Genomic DNA, 25,704 nt, shown 5'->3' with positions numbered 1-25,704 from the left:
GTCGAGGGGGGCACGCTACGTGATCTGGACACCGGGGGTGGCGCGGGCGGCGCGGAAGATCGCAGCCGCTGCCGCGCTCGGAGGCGGCGGGCTGACGGCCCTGGGAGCCACGGCCTACGGCCTTCTCATGGCGGAGAGCCTGGTCGCGCGCAAGGTGATCGGCCGTCCGCACGGCATGGAGGGCCCGCCGTCCGACGGCGTGTACGGGGACTTCTCCGGCGAGCCCGTGCGGCTCGTCATGCTCGGCGACTCGACCTCCGTCGGGCTCGGCATGACCGATCCGGCCACGACGCCGGGGGTGCTGCTCGCCCATGGCCTGGCCGCCGTGGCCGAGCGCCCGGTGCGGCTCGACGTCTTCGGCCGTTCCGGGGCGCCCTCCGCCGATCTGGGCGAGCAGGTGGACCAGGCGCTGCGGGTGCGGCCCGAGATCGCGATCGTCTTCGTGGGCGCCAACGACGTCACCACCCAGACGCCGCCCGCGGTGGCGGTGCGGCATCTGTCCAAGGCGGTGCGCCGGCTGCGGGAGGCGGGGGCGGAGGTGGTCGTGGGGACCTGCCCGGACCTGGGGACCGTACGCCCGCTGGCGCAGCCGTTGCGCTGGGTCACCCGGCGGTGGAGCCGCCAGCTGGCCGCCGCGCAGACGGTGGCCGTGGTCGAGGCGGGCGGCAGGACGGTCGCCTTCGCCGACATCCTCGGCCCAGAATTCGCAACAAACCCGGGCGAAATGTTCGGACCGGATCGTTTCCATCCATCTGACCGAGGTTACGCCCAGGCCGCTTACGCGGTGCTACCTTCTGTATGCGCTGCGTTGGCGTTGTGGCCCGAGCCGCGACCCGTCCGTGGCGAAGGACTGCAACCGATCTACCTTGCGGCGGCCACGGCCGCGGAGGAACCCGGAACCGAGGTCAGCGCGACCCGGGTCGCCGGGCGGGCGACCGGCCCCTACGGAAAGTGGGTGACGTTGTTCCGCCGGCGACTGGGAGAGCTGCTCAACGACGCCTGACCCCGGTCACCCTCCGAGGCCGAGCCGCCACGCCCCGTCCCCACTGGAGATGGATAGCCTCGTGCTCCGACCTCTCACGAAACCGGCCCTCGCCCTCGCCGTACTCGCCGCCGCCGGCTGTTCCGGCAGCGACGCGGCCACCGCCGAATTCCCCACGTGGCACAACACCGACGTCAACGCCGTCAGCCGGATGGCCGCCGCAGCGGGCGTCGTCACGACCACCTCCATGAAGCCCGACGGCAACCTCGAGACCGTCGCACTCGACCAGAGGTCCGGCAAGAAGCTGTGGCAGTACCCGGCCACGATGGCCGGACGCCTGCCCGGCATGGGCGTCTCCGCCCCCGCGATCGTGCCCGCCGCCGACGGCCGCCCCGTGGTCGTCGCGCTCGACCCGGCCAAGAAGTCCCGCTGGAACGCCACCCTCATCGCCCGCGACGGGCGCACCGGCCAGCAGAAGTGGGCCAGGCCCGTGCACTCGACGTTCGGGCCGCAGCGCTGCGGGCCGTACATCTGCCTGTCGGAGCACACCGCGCTGAGCGGCGCCCGCGTCGTCGTGCTCGAACCGGGCACCGGCAAGACCATGTGGAAACTGCCCGGCCTCGCCGAGGTCGAGTGGTCGGACGCCAACCGGGTCCTGCTGCTCAGGCTCGCGGCCAACCCCATGATCGAGTCCTACGAGCTCAAGACCGGCAAGCTCCAGTGGCAGCAGCCTTTGGAGCAGGCGCTCGGCCCCGGCATCGACATGTCGGGCGGCTGGGCCTTCGGCGCCACCGGCGACAACCTCACCGGCTACATCGCCCCCTACACCGACCCGCGCACCAAGAAGGTCTCCACGTTCGGGCTGTTCTCCATGCGGATCGGCGACGGCACCATCAACTGGATGCGGCCCTCGGTCGTCCGCGTCTACCCGAGCGGCAACCCCGGCTTCGCCCCCGTCGTCCGCCCGGTCGACCAGCAGGGCGCCTATGGCGGATTCGCCCGCCTCGACTCCGACAGCGGCCGCGTCGTCGGCCAGATCACCGCCACCCAGGTGCCCGGCTCCGGCTGGTGGCTGGCCTTCCCCGACCGCATGGACAAGCTCGGTTTCCTCAAGCACAACACCAAGGGCACCGCCTACGACCTGGCCTCGGGCAAGCCCCTGCCGATCGAGGACGAGACCGGCTGGAGCTTCTGCGTCACCGACCCCAAGCCGCTGCCCCTGCGCGGGCAGGCGCCGGGCTTCTACTCGGTGGCCGCGGTCTGCGAGTACGACCTGGCGGCGGGCAAGCGCGTCCCCGGCTCGTCCGCCCCGCCGTCGTGGTTCACTGGCAGCCAGGAGGGCTGGCGCATGTGGCGCGATGAGAAGGGCGCCCTGCACGGCGTCAACGACGGCACCCCCAACGCGCCCGGCATGTACGGATAGCGCCCCCAGGGCCGGTTCCGGGACCGGCCCCCACACCGGTTGGGTAGGGTCGCACGCATGAGACGACTCCCGGCCGTTCTCGTCGCGGTCGTTCTCGCCTCTGGCTGCGGCACCATCCAGGAGGCAGGAGCCATCCTCAACGCGACGGAGGCCTGCGACGAGGCGACCAAGGTCGCCGACGACCTCCTGTCGAAGATCCCCGGCCTGGCGGGCAATCCCCCCGAACTGGACAAGGCCGTGGACGCGGCGGCGGAGCGGCTGAAGAACATCGGCGTCAAGTCCGGCAACGCCACGCTCAACGACGCCCTGAGCGCCCTGGCCCGCTCCTACCAGGAGACCGAGGTCACCGACGTTCCGGCCGCCATCCAGAAGATCCGCTCGGAGACCACCGGCTCGCTCCAGGTCATCACCCGGGCCTGCGGCAACTGACGTCCCCGCTCAACGCGGGCGGCTGGCGGGCTGGAACCTGAAGGACACGGCCTCCATCAGCGGCTTGCGCCGGGTCTTCTGCACGGCCGCGATCCGCCACTCGCCGTCGCCTTCGCGCACGAGTGTGTACGTGGCGAGCTTGCCCAGCTTCTTGGGACGCCCCCTGCCCACCTCGCCGCGGGTGACGACCACGGCCACGTCGTCGCCGTACGTCCGGGTCTCGACGATCTCGACGTTCAGCCGGGTGCCCTTGAGGAAGCTGTCGAACAGGACCTGGTGGGCGCGGCCGATCTCGGTGCCGCCGTGGTAGACGGTGCCGACGAAGGTGACATCGGTGGCGTCCGCGGTGAAGCACGCGCCGTAGGCGGCGCCGTCGCCGCGGTTCCACGCGTCCTGGCTGCGCTGGATGACGGCCTGGATCTCGGTGGCCATGGTTACCTTCTCCCAAGAAGTTTCTGCGTTGACACATTATCTGCATAGAAGCAGAGAAACCGCAAGAGGTGTGGTTTCCCCCAGGTGAACCGGATGGCGCACCTCATGGGAGCGCGGCCCGCCCGCTCGTAGCGTTCCGGGTCATGAAGACACTGTTGATCGCCGCTCTCGCCCTCACCGCCGCCACTCCGGCCGACCAGGTCCAGGGCATGCTGGACAAGCTGGTCACCGACAAGAAGGCGACCGCCGCGCTGATCCGGGTGGAGAACAAGGCGGGCGGCTGGACGGCCGCGGCGGGTACCCGAAGCCTCGGATCGCCGGCACGGGCCAGGGCGGACGGGCATTTCCGCATCGGGAGCGTCACCAAGACGTTCGCCGCCACCGTGATCATGCAGCTCGTGGACGAGGGCAAGGTCCGGCTGGACGCGCCGGTCTCCACGTACCTGGGCGAGCAGGTCAAGGGCGCCGCCACGGTACGGCAGGTGCTCCACCACACCAGCGGCCTTTACGACTACATGCACGAGGCCGGGTACTCCACCAACCGCTGGCGCGGCAAGGACCGGTTCCGGCACTACACGCCGGCCGAACTGCTGAAGGTGGCGGACAGGGGGGAACACACGGGGCCGGGCAAAGCCTGGTCGTACTCCAACACCAACTACGTGGTCGCCGGGATGATCATCGAGAAGGTGACCGGCCGGCCCTATGGCAAGGAGGTGGAGCGGCGGATCCTGCGGCCGCTCGGGCTGACGCAGACGTCGGTGCCCGGTGACCGGCCGGGCGTGCCGTACCCGCACGCTCGCGGTTACGAGCCCGTGGACGGAAAGATGGTCGACGCGACCAGGATGAACCCGTCCCTGGACGGCGCGGCCGGCGAGATGATCTCCACCACCCGCGACCTCAACCGCTTCACCAAGGCGCTGCTGGCCGGCAAGCTCACCAGCGCGAAGTCGCTGGCGGCGATGCGGACCACCGAGGACACCAAGGCCGGGTTCGGCTACGGCCTGGGCCTGCAGAAGTACCCGCTGCCCTGCGGCAAGGCGGCATGGGGGCACAGCGGCGAGCTGATCGGCTACCTGACCTTCAGCTTCACCACCGACGACGGCGCCACGATGACGCTCTCGCTGAACCCCGGCACCGAGAAGGCCTCCACCGCCGACCTGTTCGGCATCGCCGCCAAGGCCCTCTGCTGAGAGGCGATCCCGACTGAAATATAGTTCTGGGGAATGCCAACCGAGGAGGGGCTCCCATGCCTGAGGCTGTCATCGTCGCGACCGCACGCTCGCCGATCGGCCGTGCCTTCAAAGGGTCGTTGAAGGACATCCGTCCCGACGACCTGACCGTGCAGATGATCAAGGCGGCGCTGGCCAAGGTGCCGCAGCTTGACCCGGCCACGATCGACGACATCATGCTGGGCTGCGGTCTGCCCGGCGGCGAGCAGGGCTTCAACATGGCCCGCGTCGTGTCGGTGATGCTCGGCCTGGACACCGTGCCCGGCACCACCATCACGCGCTACTGCTCCTCCTCGCTCCAGACCACCCGGATGGCCTTCCACGCGATCAAGGCGGGCGAGGGCGACGTGTTCGTCTCGGCGGGAGTCGAGACGGTATCGCGCTTCGTCAACGGCAACTCCGACTCGGTGCCGTGGCCCCAGGACACCGAGCAGCCCCGGCCCAAGCTCGAAAACTCGATCTTCGACCAGGCCCGCGCCAGGACCGCCACGTTCGCCGCCGGCGGCCAGACCTGGGAGGACCCGCGCCACCACGGCACGGTCCCGGACATCTACATCGCCATGGGCCAGACCGCCGAGAACCTCGCCCAGCTCAAGGGCATCAGCCGCCGCGAACAGGACGAGTTCGGGGTCCGCTCCCAGAACCTCGCCGAGAAGGCGCTGGCCGACGGCTTCTGGCAGAAGGACATCACGCCCGTCACCCTCCCCGACGGCAGCGTGGTCGGCAAGGACGACGGCCCGCGCGCCGGCACCACCTACGAGGCGGTCTCGGGCCTCAAGCCCGTCTTCCGCCCCGACGGCACCGTGACCGCGGGCAACTGCTGCCCCCTCAACGACGGCGCCGCCGCGGTGATCGTCATGAGCGACACCAAGGCCGCCGAGCTGGGCATCACCCCGCTGGCCCGCATCGTCTCCACGGGCGTCACGGGCCTGTCCCCGGAGATCATGGGCCTGGGGCCGGTGGAGGCGTCCAAGATGGCGCTGTCGCGCGCCGGGATGGCCATCGAGGACGTGGACCTGGTCGAGATCAACGAGGCGTTCGCGGCCCAGGTGATCCCTTCGTACCAGGACCTCGGCATCGACCTGGACCGCCTCAACGTCAACGGCGGCGCCATCGCGGTCGGCCACCCGTTCGGCATGACCGGCGCCCGCATCACCTCCACCCTGATCAACAGCCTCCAACACCACGACAGGTCCATCGGCCTCGAAACCATGTGCGTCGGCGGCGGCCAGGGCATGGCCATGCTCCTGGAGCGCCTCTCCTAGATGGTTTTCGGATCCGTTGCGGTCCTTTGATCTGTTACAGGCCTTTGGATCCATTACGGCGAAGCCACCCCCATGCCACCCGCCGCCGCCGGCGGGCGCCGATCGTGGGGGTCGCTTCTCACGTCGCACGTGGTCCCCACCGCAACGGCCCACGTATCCCGACACCGACGGCCTCGTGACCCGGCGTCTGCGGTCCTGATCACCCCGCGCCGCCCGGCCCTGCGCGCAGCACCGGCCAAGCGCACGCGTCAAGGCCGACGCCGGGCCTGAGTCGCGGGCCGGCCCCCGGGTGTGAGGTGGCTGCCCGGTGGGGTCAGCCGTGGGTGTCTGGGCCGGCTTTGGTCAGGGTTATGCGGGCGACCACGCGTTGGTCGCGGATCATGGCGGAGCGGTAGTCGTCCCAGTCGGGGTGTTCGCCGGAGATGTCGCGGTAATAGGTGATCAGGTGGTCCATCGCGTCCGGTAGCGAGATGATCTCCGCCTGGCCCTCGATCTGGACCCAGTCGCCGTAGAAGCCGTCCGAGAACACGCACAGGGCGACGTTGGGGTCGCGGCGCATGTTGCGGGTCTTGGCGGCGGTCTCGCGGGTGCTGACGACGGCGTGCCCGTCCGCGTCCACGCCCACGGCCACCGGGGACATCTGCGGGCGCCCGTCGCGGTGCCGGGTGAGGAGGACGGCGTGGTGGTGGTCGCGGAGGAAGCCGCGTGCCTTGTTCAGGTCCATGGGTACATGATCGCGCGTGGCCACGTGCGCGCGCCCGTACCGGTGGCACGGGCGCGAAGGTTGGGGTTCGGGCTCTCTAGATGAAGCCCATCCGGTTACGGCGGTGCCGCTCGTGCTCGAACACGATCGCGGCGGCGTAGCCGTGGGTCAGCCCGTGCTCGTCGGCGAGCCAGTTGGCCCGCTCGTCGCACCTGAGGAAAGCCGGGCCGTTGTCGATCGCTTGGAACCACTCTGGGAGTTCGCGCCCCGTTATCGACGGGACCCTGGCGATGAGCTTTGTTTGCGTCTCCGGTGAGTGGTTCAAGGACATGGGCACCTCCACGGATTCGGGTCCTTTGCTTGACACTGCAACACGAGGTCGTGAAGTGCAACCCCCAAATCGGAAGCGTTTTGTGACTTCGCGGTCGCACACAGAGAAGGCCCCGCCGGGTGGCGGGGCCTTCAATGATCGGCTGTGACCTGGTCGATCAGTCGTCGCCGCTGAAGTAGCTCATGAAGCGGAGCACCTCGAGGTAGATCCAGACGAGGCTCAGCGTCAGCCCGAAGACGCACTGCCACGCGAACTTCTCCGGGGCGCCCTGCTTGACGCCCTGCTCGATGGAGTCGAAGTCGAGCAGGAGGAAGAAGCAGCCGAGCAGGATCATCGCGCCGCTGAAGATGATGCCGATCGGGCTGTCGGTGCGCAGGCCGAGGCCGCCAGGCATGAAGAACGCGGCGATCCAGTTGACCAGGATGAGGCCGAGCGCGCCGATCGCCGCGGCGACGACGAACCTGACCAGCTTCGGGGTGACCCGGACGATGCGCAACGTGTAGACGGCCAGGACGCCCAGGAAGGCCATCATGGTGCCGATCACGGCGTTGAGCACGATGCCCGGGAAACGCTGCTCGAAGATGCTGCTGAGCGCGCCCAGGAACACACCCTCGAAGACCGCGTAGCCCAGGATGAGCGCCGGGTTGGTGCTCTGCTTGAACGACGCGACCAGGCCGAGGACCAGCGCGATGATCGCCGAGACCACCGCCACCGCGATGGGCACCTCGAGGATCCACGCGGCGCCCGCGGACGCGACCAGCACACCGAGCGTGATGAAGCCGCGGATGACCACGTCATCGAGGGTCATCGTCCGGTATGCGGGGCTGGCCGGCGGAGCGTACGACGGCTGGTTGTACATGTCCTGCAGGTCCTGCGGCGTCGCCGATGGGCCTGCCCAACCTTGCCCTTGGGTACTTCGGGACTTGCTGAAGACGGGGTTCTTGCTTTGCATCGCTGCCTCCACGCTGCGACCAGTGCGGTCAGCCTAAGGGACCGAGCGTCGCAGAGGTCAACTCCCGCTCGGATCTATGTGCTTTCGAGATTTCAATAACGAGTGGAGGGCGGGCGGAGTTCCCGGGTTCACTGGAGGTCGTGAGCGTTCCGCGTGACTACGACGTCAACCCGCGCAGGTTCGCGCTGGGCTCCCGCTCGCCCGCCGCCCGCGCCCTCTACGTACGGCTGGCCGAGCGCCTGCGCCCGTTCGCCAGAGTGCTGGACGTCGGCTGCGGCGACGGGAACCTGAGGGCCGAGTCGCCCCAGGTCGTCGGCCTGGACGGATCGATGACCATGCTGCGCGCGCATCCGGCACCCCGGGTTCTGGGTGAGGCGGCGGCGCTGCCGTTCCGTGACGGGAGTTTCGACGCTGTCACGGCGGTGAACATGCTCTACCACCTCCCCGACCCGCTCCTCGCCATCCGCGAGGCGCGGCGGGTTCTGCGGCCGGGCGGGCTGTTCGTGGCCGTCACCCCCAGCCGCGCCGACTCCCCGGAACTGGCCGGGGTCTGGCGGCCCGCGGCGACCACGTTCGACGCCGAGCAGGCGCCCGCTCTCGTGGGCGAGGTCTTCGAGCGGGTGGAGGTCGAGTCGTGGGACGCCCCGTTGGTCACGCTCGGCGACCGGGCGGCGGTGCGCGACTACCTCGTGGCCCGCTTCGTCGACCCGGCGGACGCCGAGGAGCGGGCCTCCCGGGTACGCACCCCGCTGACGCTGACGAAGCGCGGCGCTTACGTATATGGGAGTTCTTAATTACACAGAGAATTCACCCGACGTGTCTTTGCAGGTCAGAGGGTAGAAATGGGCGGTGCCCCCGGCGGGATTCGAACCCGCACTACAACCCTTTTAAGGGGTTTGCCTCTGCCATTGGGCTACGGGGGCGCCGCAATCATACGAAAGGGACCATGCCTCCGAGGAGCACAACTTTGTATCAGGCGTCACAACTGTGAGGTCTGCGGTGAAGTGATAGCACTCCGGGCACTCTGTCCAGGAACAGCAGACCGTCCAGATGGTCCAGTTGGTGCTGAATACACCGGGCTTCGAAGGCATCCGCTTCGATGGTGACGAACTCCCCCGAACCCGGCAGGACGCCCTCGACCACGATGCGGGTCGCGCGGGAAACGTCGCCTGTCAGACCCGCTATCGAGGCGCAGCCCTCGCGGCCGTCCTCCCATCGGGAGGCCTCGGTCAGCCTCGGATTGACCAGTACGGTCTCGCCCGCGGCCGAACGGCTGCGCGGGTGGCGGCGGGCGTCGAAGGCGATGATGCGCCAGGAGAGCCCGATCTGCGGGGCGGCCAGGCCGGCGCCGGAAGGCTCCTTACGGAGCGTGGCCAGCAGGTCTCCGGCCGCGTTCAGCACGGCGGGATCGGCCGGTTCGACCGGCTCCGCCGTACGCGACAAGGTCGGGTGCGGCGCCCGCAGGATCTCCCTGACCGCACCCTCGCCGACGATCACCACACACCCCGGCGGGTCGGAAACGCGGCACGGACCGGCACAGTGGCCTCCTGTGGTGGGTGGGCGGCGCTGGAATCCCCGTCTTCACAGCAGATCCGGTTCCATGGGACGGAAGGTGATCTCCGAGTCGAGCCCGGAGCCCACGGCGGCCAGGCGGCGCATGAGCCCGGCCACGTCCACCTCGGCGGGCAGGTCGACGTCGGCGATGAGCACGTAGAGGCGGCCGGTGAGGCGGGTGCTCATGCCCGTGATGTTGCCGCCGACCGAGGCGAGCACGGCGCTGACGGCCGAGATGATGCCCGGCCGGTCGGGGCCGTGGACGGTCAGGACGTAGCCGATGCCGGTGCCGGGGCAGCCGAAGTCGCGCCTGGCCTCGACCGCCGAGACCATCACCACCAGCTCGGGCTGCGACAGGTGACGGGTCAGCTCCCTGGTGTCGAGCTCGCCCGAGACGAGCAGCATCATCGCCACGTGACCGCCCAGGAGGGTCATCGTGGAGTCCTGGATGTTCGCTCCGCACTCGGCGAGCGCCCCTGTCACCGCCGCGATCACGCCGGGCCTGTCGACGCCGAGCACGGTCACCGCTGAGAGCCCCAACCCAGGATCTCCTTCTCGATCACGCCTTAGCGGCGCATGGTCGCCACCGCGGCCCTGAACCCGTCACGCGGGTGCTCCATCTCGCCCAGCGAGATCGTCTCGCGCTTGAAGAAGAGCGCGAGAGTCCAGTCGACGACGACGCGGACCTTGCGGTTCAGCGTGGGCACCCGGGACAGATGGTAGGTGCGGTGCATGAACCATGCAGGGAATCCGCGAAGCTTGACCCCGTAGACGTTGGCGACACCCTGGTGAAGGCCGAGTCCGGCGACCGATCCGACGTACTTGTGGCGGTATTCGACCAGTTCCTGCCCGCGCAGGCTGCGGACGACGTTGTCGGCCAGAACCTTGGCCTGGCGCACCGCGTGCTGGGCGTTGGGCGCGCAGTACTCGCCCGGGTTGGTCACGTCGGGCACGCCGGCGGAGTCACCGGCGGCGAAGGCGTCACGGACGCCGGCGACCGTGAGCATCGTGGTGGTCTTGATCCGGCCGCGTTCGTCGACCGGGAGCCCGCCTTCGGCCACGATCGGGCTGGGCTTGACGCCGGCCGTCCACACGAGCGTCTCGGCGTCGAACTCGGTGCCGTCCGAGAGCACCACGTGGCCGTCCTCGCAGGACTCCAGGCGGGTCTCCAGCTTCACCTCGATGCCGCGCTCGCGCAGCTGCTCCAGCGTCCACTTGCCCATCTCGGGGCCGACCTCGGGCAGCACCCGGGCGGTCGCCTCGACGAGCACCCAGCGGATGTCGGCGGCCTTGATGTTGCGGTAGTAGCGGGTGGAGTGCTTGGCCATGTCCTCCAGCTCGGCCAGGGCCTCCACCCCGGCGAAGCCGGCGCCGACCACGACGAAGGTGAGCGCGCGGCGGCGTACCTCGGGGTCCTCGCTCGACTCGGCCACGTCCAGCAGGTGCAGGACGCGGTTGCGCAGCGCGATGGCCTCGCCGACGGTCTTGAAGCCGATGCCGATGTCGGTCAGGCCGGGGATCGGGAGCGTGCGCGAGATCGAGCCGGCGGCCATGACGATGACGTCGTAGGCGATCTCGCGGGGCGCGCCCTCCGGAGGCTCGAAGGTGACGGTGCGCTCGCCGTGGTCGACCTTGGTGACCCGCCCGTTGAGTATGCGCACCTTGGGCAGCACCCGCCGCAGCGGGGCGACCACGTGCCGGGGCGAGAGGTTTCCCGCGGCGGCCTCGGGGAGGAACGGCTGGTAGGTCATGTAGGAGTTGGGGTCGATGATCGAGACGCGCACGCTGCCGTCGCGCAGCTCCCTGCGGAACTTGCGCTGCAGCCGAAGCGCGGTGTACAGGCCGACGTATCCGCCGCCGACAATCAAGATGTGCTTGTTCATCTTGAAGCCCCATCCCTCGTGGAATGCTTGTGAAAGCATTCACAAGCTTACGCCGGGGGCGCGGGAAAACGCCAATCCCCTGGACATGGCGCGCGTCACACCGACAGTTCGCGGGCCCTGCCGAAGACGTCGTCCAGCATTTCCGCGGTGACCCTGCCGGTGAAGGTGTTCTGCTGGCTGGGGTGATAAGTCCCGAGCAGCGTGACCGGCGTCTCGCCATGTGAGACCTTCACCTCGACGCCGTGCCCGAACGCCGGCCGGGGGCGCGGCAGCTCGTATCCGGCCTCGCGCAACGCCGGCCACATCGCCTGCCAGGCGAATCCCCCCAGCGCCACCACGACCCGCACGCTCGGCGCGCACAGCGCCATCTCACGGGCCAGCCAGGGGAAGCAGGCGTCCCGCTCCCCCGTCGTCGGCTTGTTCTCCGGCGGGGCGCAGCGCACCGCCGCCATCATCCGCGCGCCGACGAGCTCCTGCCCGTCGCCCGCGTGCGTGCTGGTCTCCTGTACGGCCAGCCCCACCCGATACAGCGAGGCGAACAACCAGTCGCCGCTGCGGTCCCCCGTGAAGATGCGCCCCGTCCTGTTGCCCCCGTGGGCCGCCGGCGCCAGCCCCACCAGCAGCACGCGCGGCTCGGAGGCGCCCCACCCGGCGATCGGGCGCCCCCAGTACGTCTCGGTCGCGAACGCGCGCCGCCGCACCTCGGCGACTTCCTCCCGCCAGGCCACCAGACGGGGGCACGCACGGCAGACCGACTGCCTGGCGGCGAGCTCCGTGAGGGTGCTGCTGGTGGCGGCGAGGCGGCGCACGTCCGCGGGATCGCGGGCGACCGGCGTCTCGGCGGTGGCCGGGTCGCCGGGCCAGCCGGTGCCAGGAGGTACGAAGCTCATGGCACCGATGGTGCCCGATCAGCGGTGATCGGGCGGCCCTTCAGCGGGTCCTGGAGGGGCTGGAGGTGCCCGTGGGCGACTCTGACGGGCTCGGCTCGCTCTTGGCGGACTCCGACGGCTTCTCCGGCGAGCGCGGCGCCTCGGACGCGGTCACGCCCGGCTCGGGCGTGCTGAGGGCCGCGCTCGGCTCCGGCGTTCTGAAGGCCGCGCACGGGCGCGTCGTCGGCGGGGCCGAGGCCTGGCCGCCCGGCTCGTCGAGCTGGACGTCCGGGTCCTCGACCAGCGGCAGCGGGAAGCGGTTGAGCACCGGCTCGCCACAGCTGCGGTCCACGCGGTAGCCGAATTGGTCGGGGCTGGTGGTGATCGGCTGGCCGTCCTGGTCGTAGAGCAGGACGTCAGACAGCGGGGTGCCGTCCTTGGCGTAGGGCTTGATGTTGTAGACGGTGTCACCGAAAGCGGCTGGCTCCATCTCCACCGGCCTGTTCATCGTGTAGGCCAGGTGCTCGTCCCGGGAGCTCCAGGTCGACGCGGTCGCCAGGCCGCCGAGGATCACGAGGGCGACCAGGGCGTTGGCCGCGATGGTGAAGCCGCGCAGGACCCGGCCGGAGGCGTGCCTGCCGTACCAGATGGAGCCGAGGATCGCCCCGATCACCAGCAGGAGGTCCACCGGGTTGCCCGGCACGAGCCGCACGGGCCCGATCACCGAGACCGCGCCCATCGCGGCCGCGTAGCCGCGCAGGACCCACCACCCCGGCCGCAGCTGCGGCATGAAGGCGACGACCTCCTGGTAGGCCGACTGGCGGCGCAGCCACGCCAGCGCGGGGGCGAACCTGCGGCGCTCGCGCGGGCTCTGCGGGCGGCCCCCGTAGGCGGCCACGAGCTCCTCCGCGTAGGCCCCGGGCGGGCCGAGCCGCTCTTCGAGCGGCAGTTCCGACTCCTCCGCGATCTCCGCGAGGTGGTCGTCGAGGTCTTCGAGGAGCTCGTCCCGATCGGGGTGATCGGCCAGAGCCTCGCGTACGGCTTGCGCGTACTGGGCCGGGGTCATCGTGCGCTCCCCTCCGTGAGCAGGTTCGCCATCGTGGCGGAGAAGGTGGTCCAGGTCTTGGCCTGCGCCGCGTACATGCCGCGGCCTACCTCGTTCAGCCCGTAGTACTTGCGGTGCGGGCCCTCGTCGGAGGCGACCACGTAGGAGTTGAGCGCGCCGGCCTTGAACAGGCGGCGCAGCGTGCCGTACACGGAGGCGTCGCCGACCTCGTCGAGCCCGGCGTCCCTGAGCCTGCGCACGACGTCGTAGCCGTATCCGTCGCGCTCGCCGAGCACGGCGAGCACGGCCAGGTCCAGCACGCCCTTGAGGAGCTGGCTGTTATCCACGCGATGCACACTACTGTGCAATGCGTAATAGTGGCAAGAAGAAACCGGACGGCGCCACGGTGGGCGCCGTCCGGCCTCAGATCAATCCTGGTTCTCGCTCAGCGTCAGAGCTTCGGAGCCTCAGGGGTCTTGCTGTCCGTGGGCGTCGGCGTCGGCGCGGGGGTCGACAAGCAGCCCACGTAGCGGTCGGCGGAGGAGTCGCTGTTGTTCGGCCCGGAGACCGACAACGTGATGACGCCACCGTCGCGCGCGGCACCCGTCAGGGCGTGGTCCGGCAGCGAGACTCGCTCAGAACCGCCGTGGTAGCCGAAGTAGGCGGTGCCACGGTAAACGGTGCTGCCGTTGACCGACCACGAGTACTCGACGCGGGCGCGGCCGGTGGAGCTGACCGTGCCGGAAGCGTCGACCCTGCAGGCGGTCTGGTTGGTGACCGCGGACACGTTCGAGGCCGAGACCTTCACGGCCGGGGCCTCGTCCTTGCACCACACCTTGTAGTAGGCGCGGTTGGAGGACGTGCTGTCCGGGCCGAGAATCTCCAGAACCGCGGAGCCGCGGTGGCTGTACCTCGGCGAGAAGCCGAAGTAGACCTTGCGGGCGTCCCAGACCTTGATCTTGCCGTAGTCGACGACGTGACCGTTGAGGACCCAGCGGTAACGGACCCAGGTCGGGTCGGAAACCCTGATCAGGCCAACAAAGTCGATCTTGTCGCCAGGGGTGCAGGAACCGACGTAGCTGTCGGGGCTCGCCCAAGCGCGCGCCCAGACCTGCGGGTCCTTGTCAGTGCGGACCGGGCCCTTGTGGCAGTTGACGTCGAAGTAACCCTTGCGGGACGTCACCTTCCGCGGGCTCAGGACCTGGAGGGCCTCCCAGCCCTGGACATCCTCGTCGAAGTCGATGCTCGTCTTGACGTTGATGTACTTGGTGCCCTTGCCGACCTTGACGGTCTTCACGCCGCTCTTGGAGCCGTCGCCGTGCAGCCACCGGTACGAGACCTTGGCGCCCTTGGACGAGGAAACCTTGATGCGGGACGTGACATCGACCTGAACAGGACAGGCACCCTCGTAGGAACGAGGGTTGGCCTTGGGCGTCGAAACCGACACCTTGGCCTTGGAGGAGGTCACCTTGGCGCCGGCTGTGGTGGCCTTGCTCGCCGAGGCGGTCGAGGCCGCGGATGCCGGGGTGGCCATAAGACCCGACACCATGGCGGCCAGCACGGCGGTGGTGGCGCCGAGCGCCGCCACCCTCCGTGCCAACACAGTGGACTTCATCTGAGAGTGCTCCATTCCGTGAGGAACTAGATGCGCTCGGGAACGGTCGCCACGTCGCCACTATCTGTGCACGACAATATGGCAAAGCCCCCGTAAAGCTTCCTTACTTAAGCACAGATCAGATTGCAGTCACAATACGAATCAAGCCCGGTAACGTACCGATTTCGCGACCTTATCGGGCGACCGACCACGCAATTCCGTCGAGGATGTCGTGCTCCGAGACGATGACCTGCGAAAATGCGAACCGCCTCAGGACACGATCCAGTATCAGCGCGCCGGCCCCGATGACATCGGCCCTGCCGGGGTGCATCACCGGCACGGCAAGACGATCACCATGCGTCATCGAAAGAAGTCTGCGGGTTACTTCGTGAACCTGTTCGGTGGAAATCCGGGAGTGGTGAATTTTATCCGAGTCATATGTCGGCAGGTCGAGGGCCATACCGGCGAGCGTTGTCACCGAACCCGCGAGGCCGACCAAAGTCCGCGCCTTCTGAACCGGTACAGATTCCGTCACCCGATCCAGCGCCGCCTCGATATCGGCCACCGCGGATTCGAGTTCGGCGGCCGTCGGCGGATCGTTCCTGATGTAACGCTCGGTCAGCCGTACGCTGCCGACGTCGACCGAGATCGCCCCCTCGACCCGGTCACCGCCCACCACGAACTCCGTCGACCCGCCCCCGATGTCCAGCACCAGGTACGGCGGCCGCGCCCCCGCCTCCGGCGAGAGCCCGGCCAGGCCCCTGGTCGCGCCGGTGAAGGACAGCGTGGCCTCCTCGTCCCCGGTGACCACCTCGGGATCGACGCCGAAGATCTCGCGCACGCCCTCGGCGAACTCCTGCCGGTTGGCCGCGTCCCGCGTGGCGCTCGTGGCCACCACCCGCGTCTCCTCGGCGGCGTGGTGGTCGATCAGCTCGCGGTAACGGCGCATGGCGGCGAACGTGCGCCGCAGCGCCTGCGGGGCCAGCCGACCGGTCCGGTCGACGTCCTCGCCCAGGCGGACGATCTCCATCAGTCGTTCGAGGTCGCGCAGCGAGTCTCCGGCCACGTCCGCGATCAGCAGGCGCACCGAGTTGGTGCCGCAGTCGACGGCGGCCACGCGCGTGCTCATACGCACGGGCCGTCCTTCCACCACTCGCCGAGCGCGTCGAGCGCCTCTTCGCCGAACGGGTTGCCGCCGGGGACCGCCAGCTCGTGCGCGACCAGCGCGTGCAGGCACTTGACCCGCAGCGGCATCCCGCCTGTGCTCTGCATGTCGCGCGGCAGCGGCTCCATGTCCTCGTCCTCGGCGGCCTTGTCACGCCGGGCGATGTAGTCCTCGTGGGCGGCCTGGTAGGCGGCGGCCAGCTCGGGGTCCTCCGCCAGCCTCGCCTGCATCTCGCGCATCAGGCCGGAGCCTTCGAGCGTGCCGATGGCGGAGGTCGCCTTGGGGCAGGTCAGGTAGTAGAGCGTGGGGAACGGCGTGCCGTCGGGCAGCCGCGGCGCGGTCTCCACCACGTCGGGGTTGCCGCAGGGACAGCGGTGCGCCACCGAGCGCACGCCCCTCGGCGGGCGGCCGAGCTGCCGGGTGACCGCCTCGATGTCGCTACTTTCCACTCTGATCCTTAACGGTCTTCTCCCCTGTGGGCGCCTTCTGCCCCTTGCCGGTGTCGGCGGCCTCGATCGACTCCCACAACGTCTGGTACCACGGCGGCAGGTCCGCCTGCTCCTGCGCCGCCACCTTCTGCGGGCTCGCGTCCGGCCGCGTCACCACGTAGCACTTCTCGCCGGGGCCGCAGTAGTGCAGCCGCTCCTTGGCGGTGCGCTTGGCCCAGTTGGGGTCGCTGATCCGCCTGGACTCCTCGGCCAGCGCCTGCCGCTCGGCCTCGACCTGGGCCTTCTGTTCCTCGAGCTCGGCGATGTTGCGCCGGTTGGCGATGTACTCGCGCACCGGATAGGCCAGGCTCATCGCGATCGCGCACACCACCACCGCGAGGATGGCGGCCCGTCCGGTCAGCTGTGGTCTCTTCGCCAATGCGTCCCTCCCGGGCTGTGCTGGTAGGGCCGGCGTCCGCCGTGGACGCCGGCCGTACCCGAAACTAGCGCTGGAAGCGCGGGAAAGCCGCGCGACCCGCGTAACGGGCGGCGTCGTCGAGGAGCTCCTCGATGCGCAGCAGCTGGTTGTACTTGGCGACCCGGTCGGAGCGGGCGGGCGCGCCGGTCTTGATCTGGCCGCAGTTCACGGCGACGGCGAGGTCGGCGATGGTGGTGTCCTCGGTCTCGCCTGAGCGGTGGCTCATCATGCACTTGTAGCCATTGCGGTGGGCCAGGTCGACCGCGTCGAGGGTCTCGGACAGGGTGCCGATCTGGTTGACCTTGACCAGCAGCGCGTTGGCGGAGCCCTCGCGGATGCCGCGCTCCAGGCGCTCGGGGTTGGTCACGAACAGATCGTCGCCGACGAGCTGCACCTTGTCGCCGAGGGCGGTGGTGATGGCCTTCCAGCCCTCCCAGTCCTCCTCGTTCAGCGGGTCCTCGATGGAGACCAGCGGGTAGTTGGCGACCAGGTCCTCGTAGAAGGCGATCAGCTCGGTGGCCGACAGGCCCTTGCCGTCGATGGTGTAGACGCCGTCCTTGTGGAACTCGGAGGCGGCCACGTCGAGCGCGAGCCCGATGTCCTCGCCGGGCGTGTAGCCGGCCTTCTCGATCGCGACCAGGATGAGGTCGAGCGCGTCGCGGTTGGAGGGCAGGCTGGGGGCGAAGCCGCCCTCGTCGCCCAGGCCGGTGGCGTAGCCCTTCTCCTTCAGCACGCCCTTGAGCGCGTGGTAGACCTCGGTGCCCATGCGCACGGCCTCTTTGAAGCTCGACGCGCCGATCGGGGCGATCATGAACTCCTGGATGTCCACGTTGGTGTCGGCGTGGGCGCCGCCGTTGAGGATGTTCATCATCGGGACGGGCAGCACGTGCGCGTTGGGGCCGCCCACGTAGCGGAAGAGCGGCAGTTCGGCGCTTTCGGCGGCGGCCTTGGCCACGGCCAGCGAGACGCCCAGAATGGCGTTGGCGCCCAGCTTGGACTTGTTGGGCGTGCCGTCCAGGTCGATCATGATCTGGTCGACGATCCGCTGGTCTTCGGCCTCGACCCCGTGCACCTCGTCGAAGATCTCGTCGGTGACCGCGAGCACGGCCTTCTCGACGCCCTTGCCGAGGTAGCGCTCGCCGCCGTCACGCAGCTCGACGGCCTCGAACTGGCCGGTGGACGCGCCGCTGGGCACCGCCGCGCGGCCGGTGCTGCCGTCGTCGAGCACCACCTCGACCTCGACGGTGGGGTTACCACGAGAGTCGAGGATCTCGCGGGCGTAGACGACCTCGATGGTAGCCACGTCAAAGCTCCTAGAGTCGAAAGGGCAGTTCGCTCCCAGAGCCTATCGAGGTCTACCAGCCGGTACGGCTACCACCCCACAAGGTCCCAAACCGCCATCTCCTCGTCAGGTTTGGCCACCACCACGGACTTCCTGCCGTTGAACTGACCGATCGCCAGGGCGGTGGCGCGCCCGCTCGACGCGGGCAGATCCCTGACCCGCCTGCACGTGCGCGGATCCCAGACGCTCAGCCCGTCGATGCCGGTGACCAGCGCGCCCTTGGTCAGCGCGAAGTCGTCGATGGGCATGGCCGGGGAAGCCCCCTTGGAGGGGACCTTCACGGTGCACCGCTGCCGCTGCCCCTCTTGGTCGTAGATCTTCACGCCGACCCCCTCGACGCGGACCGCGACCAGCCCGTCGGCCGCCTCGACGCCGGAGGCGGGCGACCCCGGCTCGACGACCGCCCTGGGCTTGACCTTGGTGCTGCTCCACGGGTCGATGCGCTGCAGGATCCCCTTGCTCATGATCGCGAACACGTTCGTGCCGGCGCCCGCCCAGGCCACGTCGTGGACCGACTGGCCCACCCGCCACAGGCTCGACTGCTTGCCGCTGGCCAGGTCCCAGGCCTGCATGCGGCCGTCGGCGCAGCTCACGTACGCGGAGGCGCCTTTCTGCGAGGGCACGACGGACATCGCCGAACGGCCCCCGCCCCGGCACGCCCTGATCGTCTCGACGGCGTTGCCCCGTCCGGGCTGCCACACGCGGACCGCGCCGTCGGCCGCCGACCACACGATGGACTGCCTGGTGCCGATCTTGGTGAAGGCCAGCGAGCCGATGTCCCCGGCGCCCATCGCGACGGAGTTGATGATCTCGCCGCTGTCGGGTTCCCACAGCTCGATGCGCTTGCTGCTCTCGTTGGCCGCCGCCACCAGGCTCCCGTCGCCCAGGGAGCCGAGCGCGATCTTGGTGATCTGGTCATCGCTGTCGCCGAACGCCGTAATGCGCGGGCCGCCGTCCGCCGAGGAGGCCGCCCCGTCGTCGCCCATGGTCACCCCGCCGCCGCGCATCGTCAGCCCGATCGCGCCGCCGAACATCACCACGAGGGCCAGACCGGCCACCGCCATCCGCCGCCTGCGCCGCCTGACCCGCCGTACCGCGGGCCTGGTCTCCTCCGTACGCCTCGTCAGGGTCTTGAGCACCTCGGCCGCGCCGGGCCGGTGGGCGGGGACCTTCGCCAGGCAGGAGGTGAGCACCGAGCGCAGCGGCTCCTCGATGCCCGACAGGTCGGGAGAGGCGTTGAGGATGCGGTGCATGACCGCCGGGATCGAGTCGCCGCCGAACAACGACGTGCCGGTGGCGGCGTAGGCCATGGTGGAGGCCCAGGCGAACATGTCCGAAGCCGGTGTCACGCTCTCGCCGGAGATCTGCTCGGGCGCCATGTAGCCGGGCGTGCCGACGACGGAGCTGGTGGCGGTCGTGGCCGACTCGGGAGTACGCGCGACGCCGAAGTCGATCACCCGCGGCCCGTCGGGGCCGATGAGCACGTTGTTCGGCTTGAAGTCGCGGTGCACGATCTGCGCCTCGTGGATGGCGGCCAGCGACCGCGCGGTGGCGACGGCCAGGCCCGTGAGCGCCTCGCCGCTCATCGGCCCGTTCTGGGCCACGTACTGCTGGAGCGACGGGCCGTCCACGAACTCGCTGATCAGGTACGGCCGGTCGTCCAGGACCCCGGCCTCGATGATCCGGGCCGTGCCGTGCCCGGCGACCTTCTCCGCGGTCTCCGCCTCGGCCAGGAACCGGCGTACCGCGCGGCGGTCGTTGACCAGCCGGGCGTGCAGCACCTTCACCGCGACCTGGCCCCGCTCGGCGTCCTCCCCCAGGTACACCGAGCCCTGCCCGCCGTCGCCGAGCACGCCGATCAGGCGGTATCCCGCCACTTCACGAGGTTCGCCCGATCTCAGGCGGCGCACCTCAGCCATTCGCTACTCCCCCCGTAAACCCCGAACGATCCTGACATCTCCCGACATATCCCGCCACTTGGGTTTAGTCGGGCGCGGATCACGCCGGTGCTCAGGTGGTGCGCGTTTCCCAGTTGCGCACGCGCTCGCGGTAGTCGCGGGCCGCCCCGCGCAGCTCCGCCTCCGGGTCGAGGCCGGCCTCCTGCGCCCGGCGTACCAGGTCGAACAGCTCGCGGGCCACCCCCTGACCCACCGCCTGCGCCAGCGCCTCGGGGGCGCCGGACCGTTCGGCCCGACGGACGAGCTGGGCGGCCAGCGACAGCGACGGCTGGCCCATCGGGACGCCGTCCAGGATCGACTCGGTGCCCTTCTCGGCCCGCTCGGCGGCCTTGATGGCCTCCCAGTTGTCGTTCACCTCGTCGGCGGTCTCCGCCCTGACGCTGCCGAACACGTGCGGGTGCCGCCTGACCAGCTTCTCGACGATGCCCTCCGCGACGTCGTCGATGTCGAACGACTCGGCCACCCGCGCGTGGAAGACCACCTGCAGCAGCAGGTCCCCGAGTTCCTCACGCAGCGCCGGGTAGTCGCCGTGCTCGATCGTCTCCAGGACCTCGTAGGCCTCCTCCAGCAGGTACGGCACCAGCGTCTCGTGCGTCTGCTTGCGATCCCAGGGGCATTCCACGCGCAACCGGTCCATCACGCCGACCAGGTCGAGCATCCGGGCGCCCGGCAGGTCGTAGGAGCCGGGCACGATCTCGATCACCGGCGGCTCGTCCAGCGCCAGGGCGGCGTGCCCGGCCGCGCGCAGGAAGTCCTCGTCGTCCATGGCCAGCCAGACGAGCGTGGCGGCGGCGGCCCGCCGTACCAGCTCGGCCGGATTCTGCGGGCCGACCGTGACCTCGACGCCCGCCTCGGCGAGGTAGGGCAGCTGCGGGTGGGCGGCCGAGGCGGTCAGCACCTCGCCCGAGCGCAGCGCCTGCCACGCCTGGTGGCTGAGCAGGCCGGGAGCGACCCTGGGCGAGGTGGTGACGACGATGAGCGGCATGCTCAGCCCTGCGGCTGCTGTTGCTGCTGCTGGGGCTGCTGGGTGGGCGTGAGCTTGCCGAAGCGGCCCGTGTCGACGAACATCGACGGGTTCTCCTGCGTCGGCTGCGTGTTCAGCTGGCCGTAGCGCGGGCTGTAGGTGACCTTGACGGTGGTGAACTCCGAACGGAGCTTCTCGATCGCCTGCTGATTCTGGGCGCCGCCGAGCTGCTGGAGGATCTTCTGGATCGACAGCTCGCCGCGCAGGTAGTCGCGGGCGTCGCCCGGGGGCACGCCCTTCGACAGCAGGTTCATCGCCGGAGTCTGCTGCTGGCCCGGGTCCTTCAGCGCGGTGTCGATCTCCGACTCGCTGACCTGGACCTTGTACCTCTGCGCGAGCTGGCGGTACACCGCCTCGTTCGTCATCCGGAACAGGACGAACTGGTTGAGCGGCACCTGAAGCGCGCTCGCGTCCAGCCGCGCCGCGGTCAGCGCCTTCTCATACTGCTGGACCTCGGAGTTGAGGTCCTTCGCCGCGATGCGCTCCCCACCGACGACGGCGGCGGCGCCCGCCTCGACCGGGCTGGAGCAGGCGGTCAGCGCGACACCCACCGCGGCGGCGGCCACGGCCACTCGAATCGACTTCACGTGCATCCTTTCCGACAAAAACCGGCGCTAGCTTACCCGTGCGGGCTCCAGGAACATCGCCTCGACCAGATCCCCGCACCATTTGAGCAGGTCCAGGTCGCGAAGAGGCTGCCCGCCCACCGGCTTGGTCTTCGGCATCGGCACCAGGAGCGTCTCCGCCGCCTGCTTGTAGATGGCGCTCTTGTACAACCGGTCCAGGCGTACCTGCTGCGACTCCTTCAGCACGACCGGGCCGAACTTGACGTTCTGCCCCTGCAGCGTCACGTCCGTGAGCCCCGCCTGACGGGCCCTGAGCCGGAAGCGTGCCACCGCCAGGAGGTTCTCGACCTGCACGGGCGGCTTGCCGTACCGGTCGGTGAGCTCGGCGCGCACCTCGTCGATGCCGAGGTCGGAGGCGATCGCGGCGACCCGCTTGTAGGCCTCCAGCCGCAGCCGCTCCGAGGTGACGTAGTGGTGCGGGATGTGCGCGTTGATCGGCAGCTCGACCTTCACGTCGTGCTGCTCCTGCACGACCTGCTGCCCCGACAGCTTCGCCTTCTGCTCCTGTACGGCTTCCGCCATCAACCGGACATAGAGATCGAAGCCCACCCCGGCGATGAACCCCGACTGCTCGGCCCCCAGCACGTTGCCCGCGCCGCGGATCTCCAGGTCCTTCATCGCGACATACATGCCGGCGCCCATCTCGGTGTGCTGGGCGATCGTGGCCAGGCGCTCGTGCGCGGTCTCGGTGAGCGGCTTCTCCGGCGGATACAGGAAGTAGGCGTAGCCGCGCTCGCGGCCCCGGCCCACGCGTCCGCGCAGCTGGTGGAGCTGGGACAGGCCGTAGTTGTCCGCCCGGTCGACGATGAGCGTGTTGGCGTTGGGCACGTCGAGTCCGGACTCGACGATCGTGGTGCACACGAGCACGTCGTACTCGCGCTCCCAGAAGCCCACCATGATCTTCTCAAGCTGGTGCTCGTTCATCTGGCCGTGCGCGACAGCGACGCGCGCCTCGGGCACGAGCTCCTTGACCCGCGCGGCCACCCGGTTGATGGAGGCCACCCGGTTGTGCACGAAGAAGATCTGGCCGTCGCGCATGAGCTCGCGGCGGATCGCGGCGGTGAGCTGCTTCTCGTCGTAGGGGCCGACGAAGGTGAGGATCGGGTGCCGTTCCTCCGGCGGGGTCAGGATCGTGGACATCTCGCGGATGCCGGTCAGGCCCATCTCCAGCGTGCGCGGGATCGGCGTGGCCGACATCGCCAGCACGTCCACCTGCGTGCGCAGGTGCTTCATGGCCTCTTTGTGCTCGACGCCGAAGCGCTGCTCCTCGTCGATGATGATCAGGCCGAGGTCCTTGAAGCGCACCTCGGGGCTGAGCAGGCGGTGGGTGCCGATGACGATGTCCACCGCGCCCGAGCGCAACCCCTCCAGCGTGCCCTTGACCTCGCCGTCGGTCTGGAAGCGGGAGACCGGCTTGAGCGAGACAGGGAAGCTGGAGAACCGCTCGGTGAACGTCGACATGTGCTGCTGCACCAGCAGCGTCGTGGGCACCAGCACCGCGACCTGCTTGCCGTCCTGCACCGCCTTGAAGGCCGCGCGCACCGCGATCTCCGTCTTGCCGTAGCCGACGTCGCCGCAGATGAGGCGGTCCATGGGGACGCCGCGCTCCATGTCGCGCTTGACCTCGTCGATGGCCTCCAGCTGGTCGCCGGTCTCGGCGTACGGGAAGGCGTCCTCCATCTCGCGCTGCCACGGCGAGTCGCCGGCGAAGGCGTGGCCCGGACTGGCCATGCGGGCGCTGTAGAGCCTGATCAGCTCGCCGGCGATCTCCTTGACGGCCTTCTTGGCCTTGGCCTTGGCCTTGCCCCAGTCGGCGCCGCCCATGCGGTTGAGCGTGGGGGCCTCGCCGCCCACGTACCTGGTGACCTCGTCGAGCTGGTCGGTGGGCACGTAGAGGCGGTCGCCCTTGGCGTACTCGATGACCAGGTACTCCCTGGTCGCCCCCTGGACCGTGCGCTGGACCATCTCGATGTAGCGGCCGACGCCGTGCTGCTCGTGCACCACGTGGTCGCCGACCTTGAGCTGGAGCGGGTCGACCATGTTGCGCCGGCGGCTGGGCAGGCGGCGCATGTCCTTGGTGGAGGCCTTCTGCCCGACGAGGTCGAGGTGGGTGAGGACGGCGAGGTCCTTGGTGACGAAGCCGTGCTCGATGAGGCCGGTGGTGACGTGGACGACCTTGGGCTCCGGCGCCTTGTCCAGATATTTCTGCAGACGGGCGGGAACGTCCACGCCCTTGAGCAGCTCGACCATGCGCTCGGCCGAGCCCATGCCCTCGCTGAGCAGCACGACCGCCTTGTCCTCCGCCAGCCAGCCCTTGATGTCGGCCAGCGCCCGCGCCGTGTCGCCCCGATACGCCTCCGAGTCGTGCGCGTCCAGCTCCACCCCGGACCCGAACGGCGCCAGCGTCCACCACGGCTGCCCCAGCGCGCCGGTGTGCCCGCGCACGTCGTCCAGCGTCCTGAAGGCGGCGGCGCCGAGATCGATGGGCGCCTCGCCACCGGCCGCCGCGTTGATCCACGACGCCTCGAGAAACTCCTGAGAAGTCCGCACGAGCTCCTCGGCCCGCCCCCGGATCCGCTCCGGGTCACACACGAACACCGCCGACCGCGCCGGAAGATGATCGACCAGCAGGTCCATCTCCCCCGCCAGCACCGGCGCGAACGCCTCCATCCCCTCCACCGGCAGACCCTCGGCCAGCTGGTCGAGCACCTCCGCCAGCGAAGGATGCTCCTCCCCCAGCGCCCTGGCCCGCTCCCGCACCTCGGGCGTCAGCAGCAGTTCCCGGCACGGCGGCGCGAACAACCCGTCCTCCGCCGCCTCCAGCGAACGCTGGTCGGCCACCTTGAACCAGCGGATCTCCTCGACCGTGTCGCCCCAGAACTCCAGCCGCAGCGGATGCTCCTCCGTCGGCGGGAACACGTCCAGCAGCCCGCCGCGCACCGCCACCTCACCGCGCCGCTCCACCATGTCCACGCGGTGGTAGCCGTTGGTGACCAGCCGGTCGACCACGTCGTCGAGATCGGCGTCGTCGCCCGCCCGCAGCCGGATCGGCTCCAGATCGCCGAGCCCCTTCACGATGGGCTGCAGAAGGGCGCGCACCGGCGCCACGATCACACTGAGCGGCCCGGCCGAGACGTCACCGCGCACCGGATGCGCCAGCCTCCTGAGCACCGCCAGCCGCTGGCCCACGGTGTCGCTGCGCGGCGAGAGCCGTTCGTGCGGCAGCGTCTCCCAGGCGGGGAAGACGGCGACGGTGCCGGGCTCGATCAGGCTCGTGAGCGCCGCCGCCAGATCCTCGGCCTCCCGCCCGGTCGCCGTGACGGCCAGCACCGTCCGCCGGTCATGGCCGACCAGCGCGGCCACCCCGAACGGACGCATGGCCGCGGGCGCGACCAGCGCGACATCGCCGCCCTCCTCGAGAGCGGCGGTCAACTTGGGATCGGCGGCAACAAGGTCAAGCAGTCCGGAAAGACTCATCCACAGCCCCACGCAACATGATCGCCCCAGCCCGGGGCAACACGACTACCCCCGGCCTGTATCGGTCGCGGGGGTCACCCCCACCCTACTGTCCGCCCCCACACCCATCCCCCACGCCCCGTCCCCTCGTCCCCCGCCTTCCGTCTTCTCCGCCGTCCCCGTCTCCTCGTCCTCTCCCCCTCTCCCCGTCTCAACGGTGGCTGCACATTTCGTGCGTTCTGCCTCTCCGCCCCTTGCCCGCCGCACATCCCGCGCGCCCGGCCCATCCCTTACGGCTGCGCCACACACCCGCCTCCCACCGACATGGGCGAGCGTCCGTGCAAGGTCGCCCGGCAGTCGGACAGACGCACCTCCGTAACGGCGCCCGTTCACCACCCGCGCGGCCCCGGCACCCAGGCGGCGCTGCTGCGCCCCGGCACCCAGGCGGCGCTGCTGTGCCCCGGCACCAGGCGGCGCGCTGTGCCCAGGCAGCACTCAGGTGGCGCGCTGTGCCGAAGCAGCCGGATCTGGGCGGC

At 69.9% G+C, this 25,704-nt stretch carries 25 protein-coding genes and 1 tRNA gene; 6 read left to right on the top strand and 20 right to left on the bottom strand.

All coding sequences use genetic code 11. The annotated features are described in order from the left end of the window. Positions 1-19: 19 nt before the first annotated feature. The 3 genes from ACIBHY_RS21170 (at position 20) to ACIBHY_RS21160 (ending at position 2,834) form a co-directional block, all read left to right on the top strand. Positions 20-1,003 (top strand): SGNH/GDSL hydrolase family protein, encoded by a 984-nt coding sequence (locus ACIBHY_RS21170; RefSeq protein ID WP_397251743.1) that lies wholly within the window; start codon positions 20-22, stop codon positions 1,001-1,003. Positions 1,004-1,064: 61 nt separating this feature from the next. Then, positions 1,065-2,405 (top strand): PQQ-binding-like beta-propeller repeat protein, encoded by a 1,341-nt coding sequence (locus tag ACIBHY_RS21165; RefSeq protein WP_397251745.1) that lies wholly within the window; start codon positions 1,065-1,067, stop codon positions 2,403-2,405. A gap of 57 nt (positions 2,406-2,462) precedes the next feature. Next, positions 2,463-2,834, top strand: coding sequence for a hypothetical protein (locus ACIBHY_RS21160; protein ID WP_397251746.1), 372 nt, complete (start codon positions 2,463-2,465; stop codon positions 2,832-2,834). 9 nt (positions 2,835-2,843) lie between these two features. Here the strand turns inward: ACIBHY_RS21160 and ACIBHY_RS21155 are convergent, their stop codons facing one another. Continuing rightward, positions 2,844-3,266 (bottom strand): SgcJ/EcaC family oxidoreductase, encoded by a 423-nt coding sequence (locus ACIBHY_RS21155; protein ID WP_397251747.1) that lies wholly within the window; start codon positions 3,264-3,266, stop codon positions 2,844-2,846. 143 nt (positions 3,267-3,409) lie between these two features. On the opposite strand from ACIBHY_RS21155, the gene ACIBHY_RS21150 reads away from it, so the two are divergent. Beyond that, positions 3,410-4,456: a serine hydrolase domain-containing protein gene (locus ACIBHY_RS21150; RefSeq protein WP_397307512.1), complete on the top strand. Its 1,047-nt coding sequence runs from the start codon at positions 3,410-3,412 to the stop codon at positions 4,454-4,456. 56 nt (positions 4,457-4,512) lie between these two features. Next, a complete protein-coding gene (locus tag ACIBHY_RS21145; RefSeq protein ID WP_397251749.1) occupies positions 4,513-5,760 on the top strand; it encodes an acetyl-CoA C-acetyltransferase in 1,248 nt (415 codons plus the stop codon). A gap of 313 nt (positions 5,761-6,073) precedes the next feature. Here the strand turns inward: ACIBHY_RS21145 and ACIBHY_RS21140 are convergent, their stop codons facing one another. The 3 genes from ACIBHY_RS21140 to ACIBHY_RS21130 all read right to left on the bottom strand — a co-directional run bounded on the left by ACIBHY_RS21140 (position 6,074) and on the right by ACIBHY_RS21130 (position 7,746). Continuing rightward, the gene (locus tag ACIBHY_RS21140) at positions 6,074-6,484 is read right to left on the bottom strand and encodes a PPOX class F420-dependent oxidoreductase (protein ID WP_397307511.1); all 411 of its coding nucleotides are present in this window, start codon (positions 6,482-6,484) and stop codon (positions 6,074-6,076) included. Positions 6,485-6,560: 76 nt separating this feature from the next. After that, positions 6,561-6,794, bottom strand: a complete 234-nt coding sequence (locus tag ACIBHY_RS21135) for a DUF4287 domain-containing protein (RefSeq protein WP_184967573.1) — start codon at positions 6,792-6,794, stop codon at positions 6,561-6,563. A 157-nt stretch (positions 6,795-6,951) separates the two neighbouring features. Further along, positions 6,952-7,746 carry a Bax inhibitor-1/YccA family protein gene (locus ACIBHY_RS21130; protein WP_397251751.1) on the bottom strand — a complete coding sequence of 265 codons (795 nt, stop codon included), beginning with the start codon at positions 7,744-7,746 and terminating at the stop codon, positions 6,952-6,954. A 140-nt stretch (positions 7,747-7,886) separates the two neighbouring features. Here ACIBHY_RS21130 and ACIBHY_RS21125 point away from each other — a divergent pair, with 140 nt between their 5' ends. Beyond that, on the top strand, positions 7,887-8,540 hold the full coding sequence (locus ACIBHY_RS21125) for a class I SAM-dependent methyltransferase (protein ID WP_397251752.1): 654 nt from the start codon (positions 7,887-7,889) through the stop codon (positions 8,538-8,540). Positions 8,541-8,596: 56 nt separating this feature from the next. Here the strand turns inward: ACIBHY_RS21125 and ACIBHY_RS21120 are convergent. The 16 genes from ACIBHY_RS21120 to mfd form a co-directional block, all read right to left on the bottom strand. Then, positions 8,597-8,669: transfer RNA gene (locus tag ACIBHY_RS21120), tRNA-Leu, on the bottom strand. Between the two features lie 49 nt (positions 8,670-8,718). Further along, complete coding sequence (def, locus tag ACIBHY_RS21115; RefSeq protein WP_397251753.1) at positions 8,719-9,243, bottom strand: peptide deformylase; 525 nt, start codon at positions 9,241-9,243, stop codon at positions 8,719-8,721. 84 nt (positions 9,244-9,327) lie between these two features. Further along, positions 9,328-9,840, bottom strand: coding sequence for a glycine cleavage system protein R (locus ACIBHY_RS21110; RefSeq protein ID WP_397251754.1), 513 nt, complete (start codon positions 9,838-9,840; stop codon positions 9,328-9,330). Positions 9,841-9,866: 26 nt separating this feature from the next. Next, positions 9,867-11,183 (bottom strand): NAD(P)/FAD-dependent oxidoreductase, encoded by a 1,317-nt coding sequence (locus ACIBHY_RS21105; RefSeq protein WP_397251755.1) that lies wholly within the window; start codon positions 11,181-11,183, stop codon positions 9,867-9,869. Between the two features lie 95 nt (positions 11,184-11,278). Beyond that, positions 11,279-12,073, bottom strand: a complete 795-nt coding sequence (locus tag ACIBHY_RS21100; RefSeq protein ID WP_397251756.1) for a uracil-DNA glycosylase — start codon at positions 12,071-12,073, stop codon at positions 11,279-11,281. A gap of 40 nt (positions 12,074-12,113) precedes the next feature. Then, the gene (locus ACIBHY_RS21095) at positions 12,114-13,118 is read right to left on the bottom strand and encodes a hypothetical protein (RefSeq protein WP_397251757.1); all 1,005 of its coding nucleotides are present in this window, start codon (positions 13,116-13,118) and stop codon (positions 12,114-12,116) included. Beyond that, the gene (locus ACIBHY_RS21090; protein ID WP_397251758.1) at positions 13,115-13,444 is read right to left on the bottom strand and encodes a PadR family transcriptional regulator; all 330 of its coding nucleotides are present in this window, start codon (positions 13,442-13,444) and stop codon (positions 13,115-13,117) included. Before ACIBHY_RS21090 ends, ACIBHY_RS21095 begins: the two co-directional genes overlap by 4 nt. A 104-nt stretch (positions 13,445-13,548) precedes the next feature. Further along, positions 13,549-14,712: a hypothetical protein gene (locus ACIBHY_RS21085; RefSeq protein ID WP_397307510.1), complete on the bottom strand. Its 1,164-nt coding sequence runs from the start codon at positions 14,710-14,712 to the stop codon at positions 13,549-13,551. Positions 14,713-14,884: 172 nt separating this feature from the next. After that, positions 14,885-15,820, bottom strand: a complete 936-nt coding sequence (locus ACIBHY_RS21080) for an exopolyphosphatase (protein ID WP_397251760.1) — start codon at positions 15,818-15,820, stop codon at positions 14,885-14,887. Next, a complete protein-coding gene (locus ACIBHY_RS21075) occupies positions 15,817-16,305 on the bottom strand; it encodes a DUF501 domain-containing protein (RefSeq protein ID WP_397307509.1) in 489 nt (162 codons plus the stop codon). Before ACIBHY_RS21075 ends, ACIBHY_RS21080 begins: the two co-directional genes overlap by 4 nt. Continuing rightward, on the bottom strand, positions 16,295-16,723 hold the full coding sequence (locus ACIBHY_RS21070) for a septum formation initiator family protein (protein ID WP_397251762.1): 429 nt from the start codon (positions 16,721-16,723) through the stop codon (positions 16,295-16,297). Before ACIBHY_RS21070 ends, ACIBHY_RS21075 begins: the two co-directional genes overlap by 11 nt. 64 nt (positions 16,724-16,787) lie before the next feature. Then, a complete protein-coding gene (eno, locus tag ACIBHY_RS21065; RefSeq protein ID WP_397251763.1) occupies positions 16,788-18,065 on the bottom strand; it encodes a phosphopyruvate hydratase in 1,278 nt (425 codons plus the stop codon). A 68-nt stretch (positions 18,066-18,133) separates the two neighbouring features. Continuing rightward, positions 18,134-20,023 (bottom strand): WD40 repeat domain-containing serine/threonine protein kinase, encoded by a 1,890-nt coding sequence (locus ACIBHY_RS21060; RefSeq protein WP_397307508.1) that lies wholly within the window; start codon positions 20,021-20,023, stop codon positions 18,134-18,136. 91 nt (positions 20,024-20,114) lie between these two features. Beyond that, entirely contained in the window at positions 20,115-21,047 is a 933-nt protein-coding gene (locus tag ACIBHY_RS21055; RefSeq protein WP_397251765.1) for a MazG family protein, read from the bottom strand. A gap of 2 nt (positions 21,048-21,049) precedes the next feature. Beyond that, positions 21,050-21,673, bottom strand: coding sequence for a SurA N-terminal domain-containing protein (locus ACIBHY_RS21050; protein WP_397251766.1), 624 nt, complete (start codon positions 21,671-21,673; stop codon positions 21,050-21,052). Positions 21,674-21,700: 27 nt separating this feature from the next. Next, complete coding sequence (gene mfd, locus ACIBHY_RS21045; protein WP_397307507.1) at positions 21,701-25,189, bottom strand: transcription-repair coupling factor; 3,489 nt, start codon at positions 25,187-25,189, stop codon at positions 21,701-21,703. Positions 25,190-25,704: the final 515 nt, after the last annotated feature.

This window comes from Nonomuraea sp. NPDC050547 (assembly GCF_044457345.1).
In the GTDB taxonomy this organism is placed as follows: Bacteria; Actinomycetota; Actinomycetes; order Streptosporangiales; family Streptosporangiaceae; genus Nonomuraea.
This window is presented reverse-complemented; position numbering and strand designations above follow the sequence as displayed.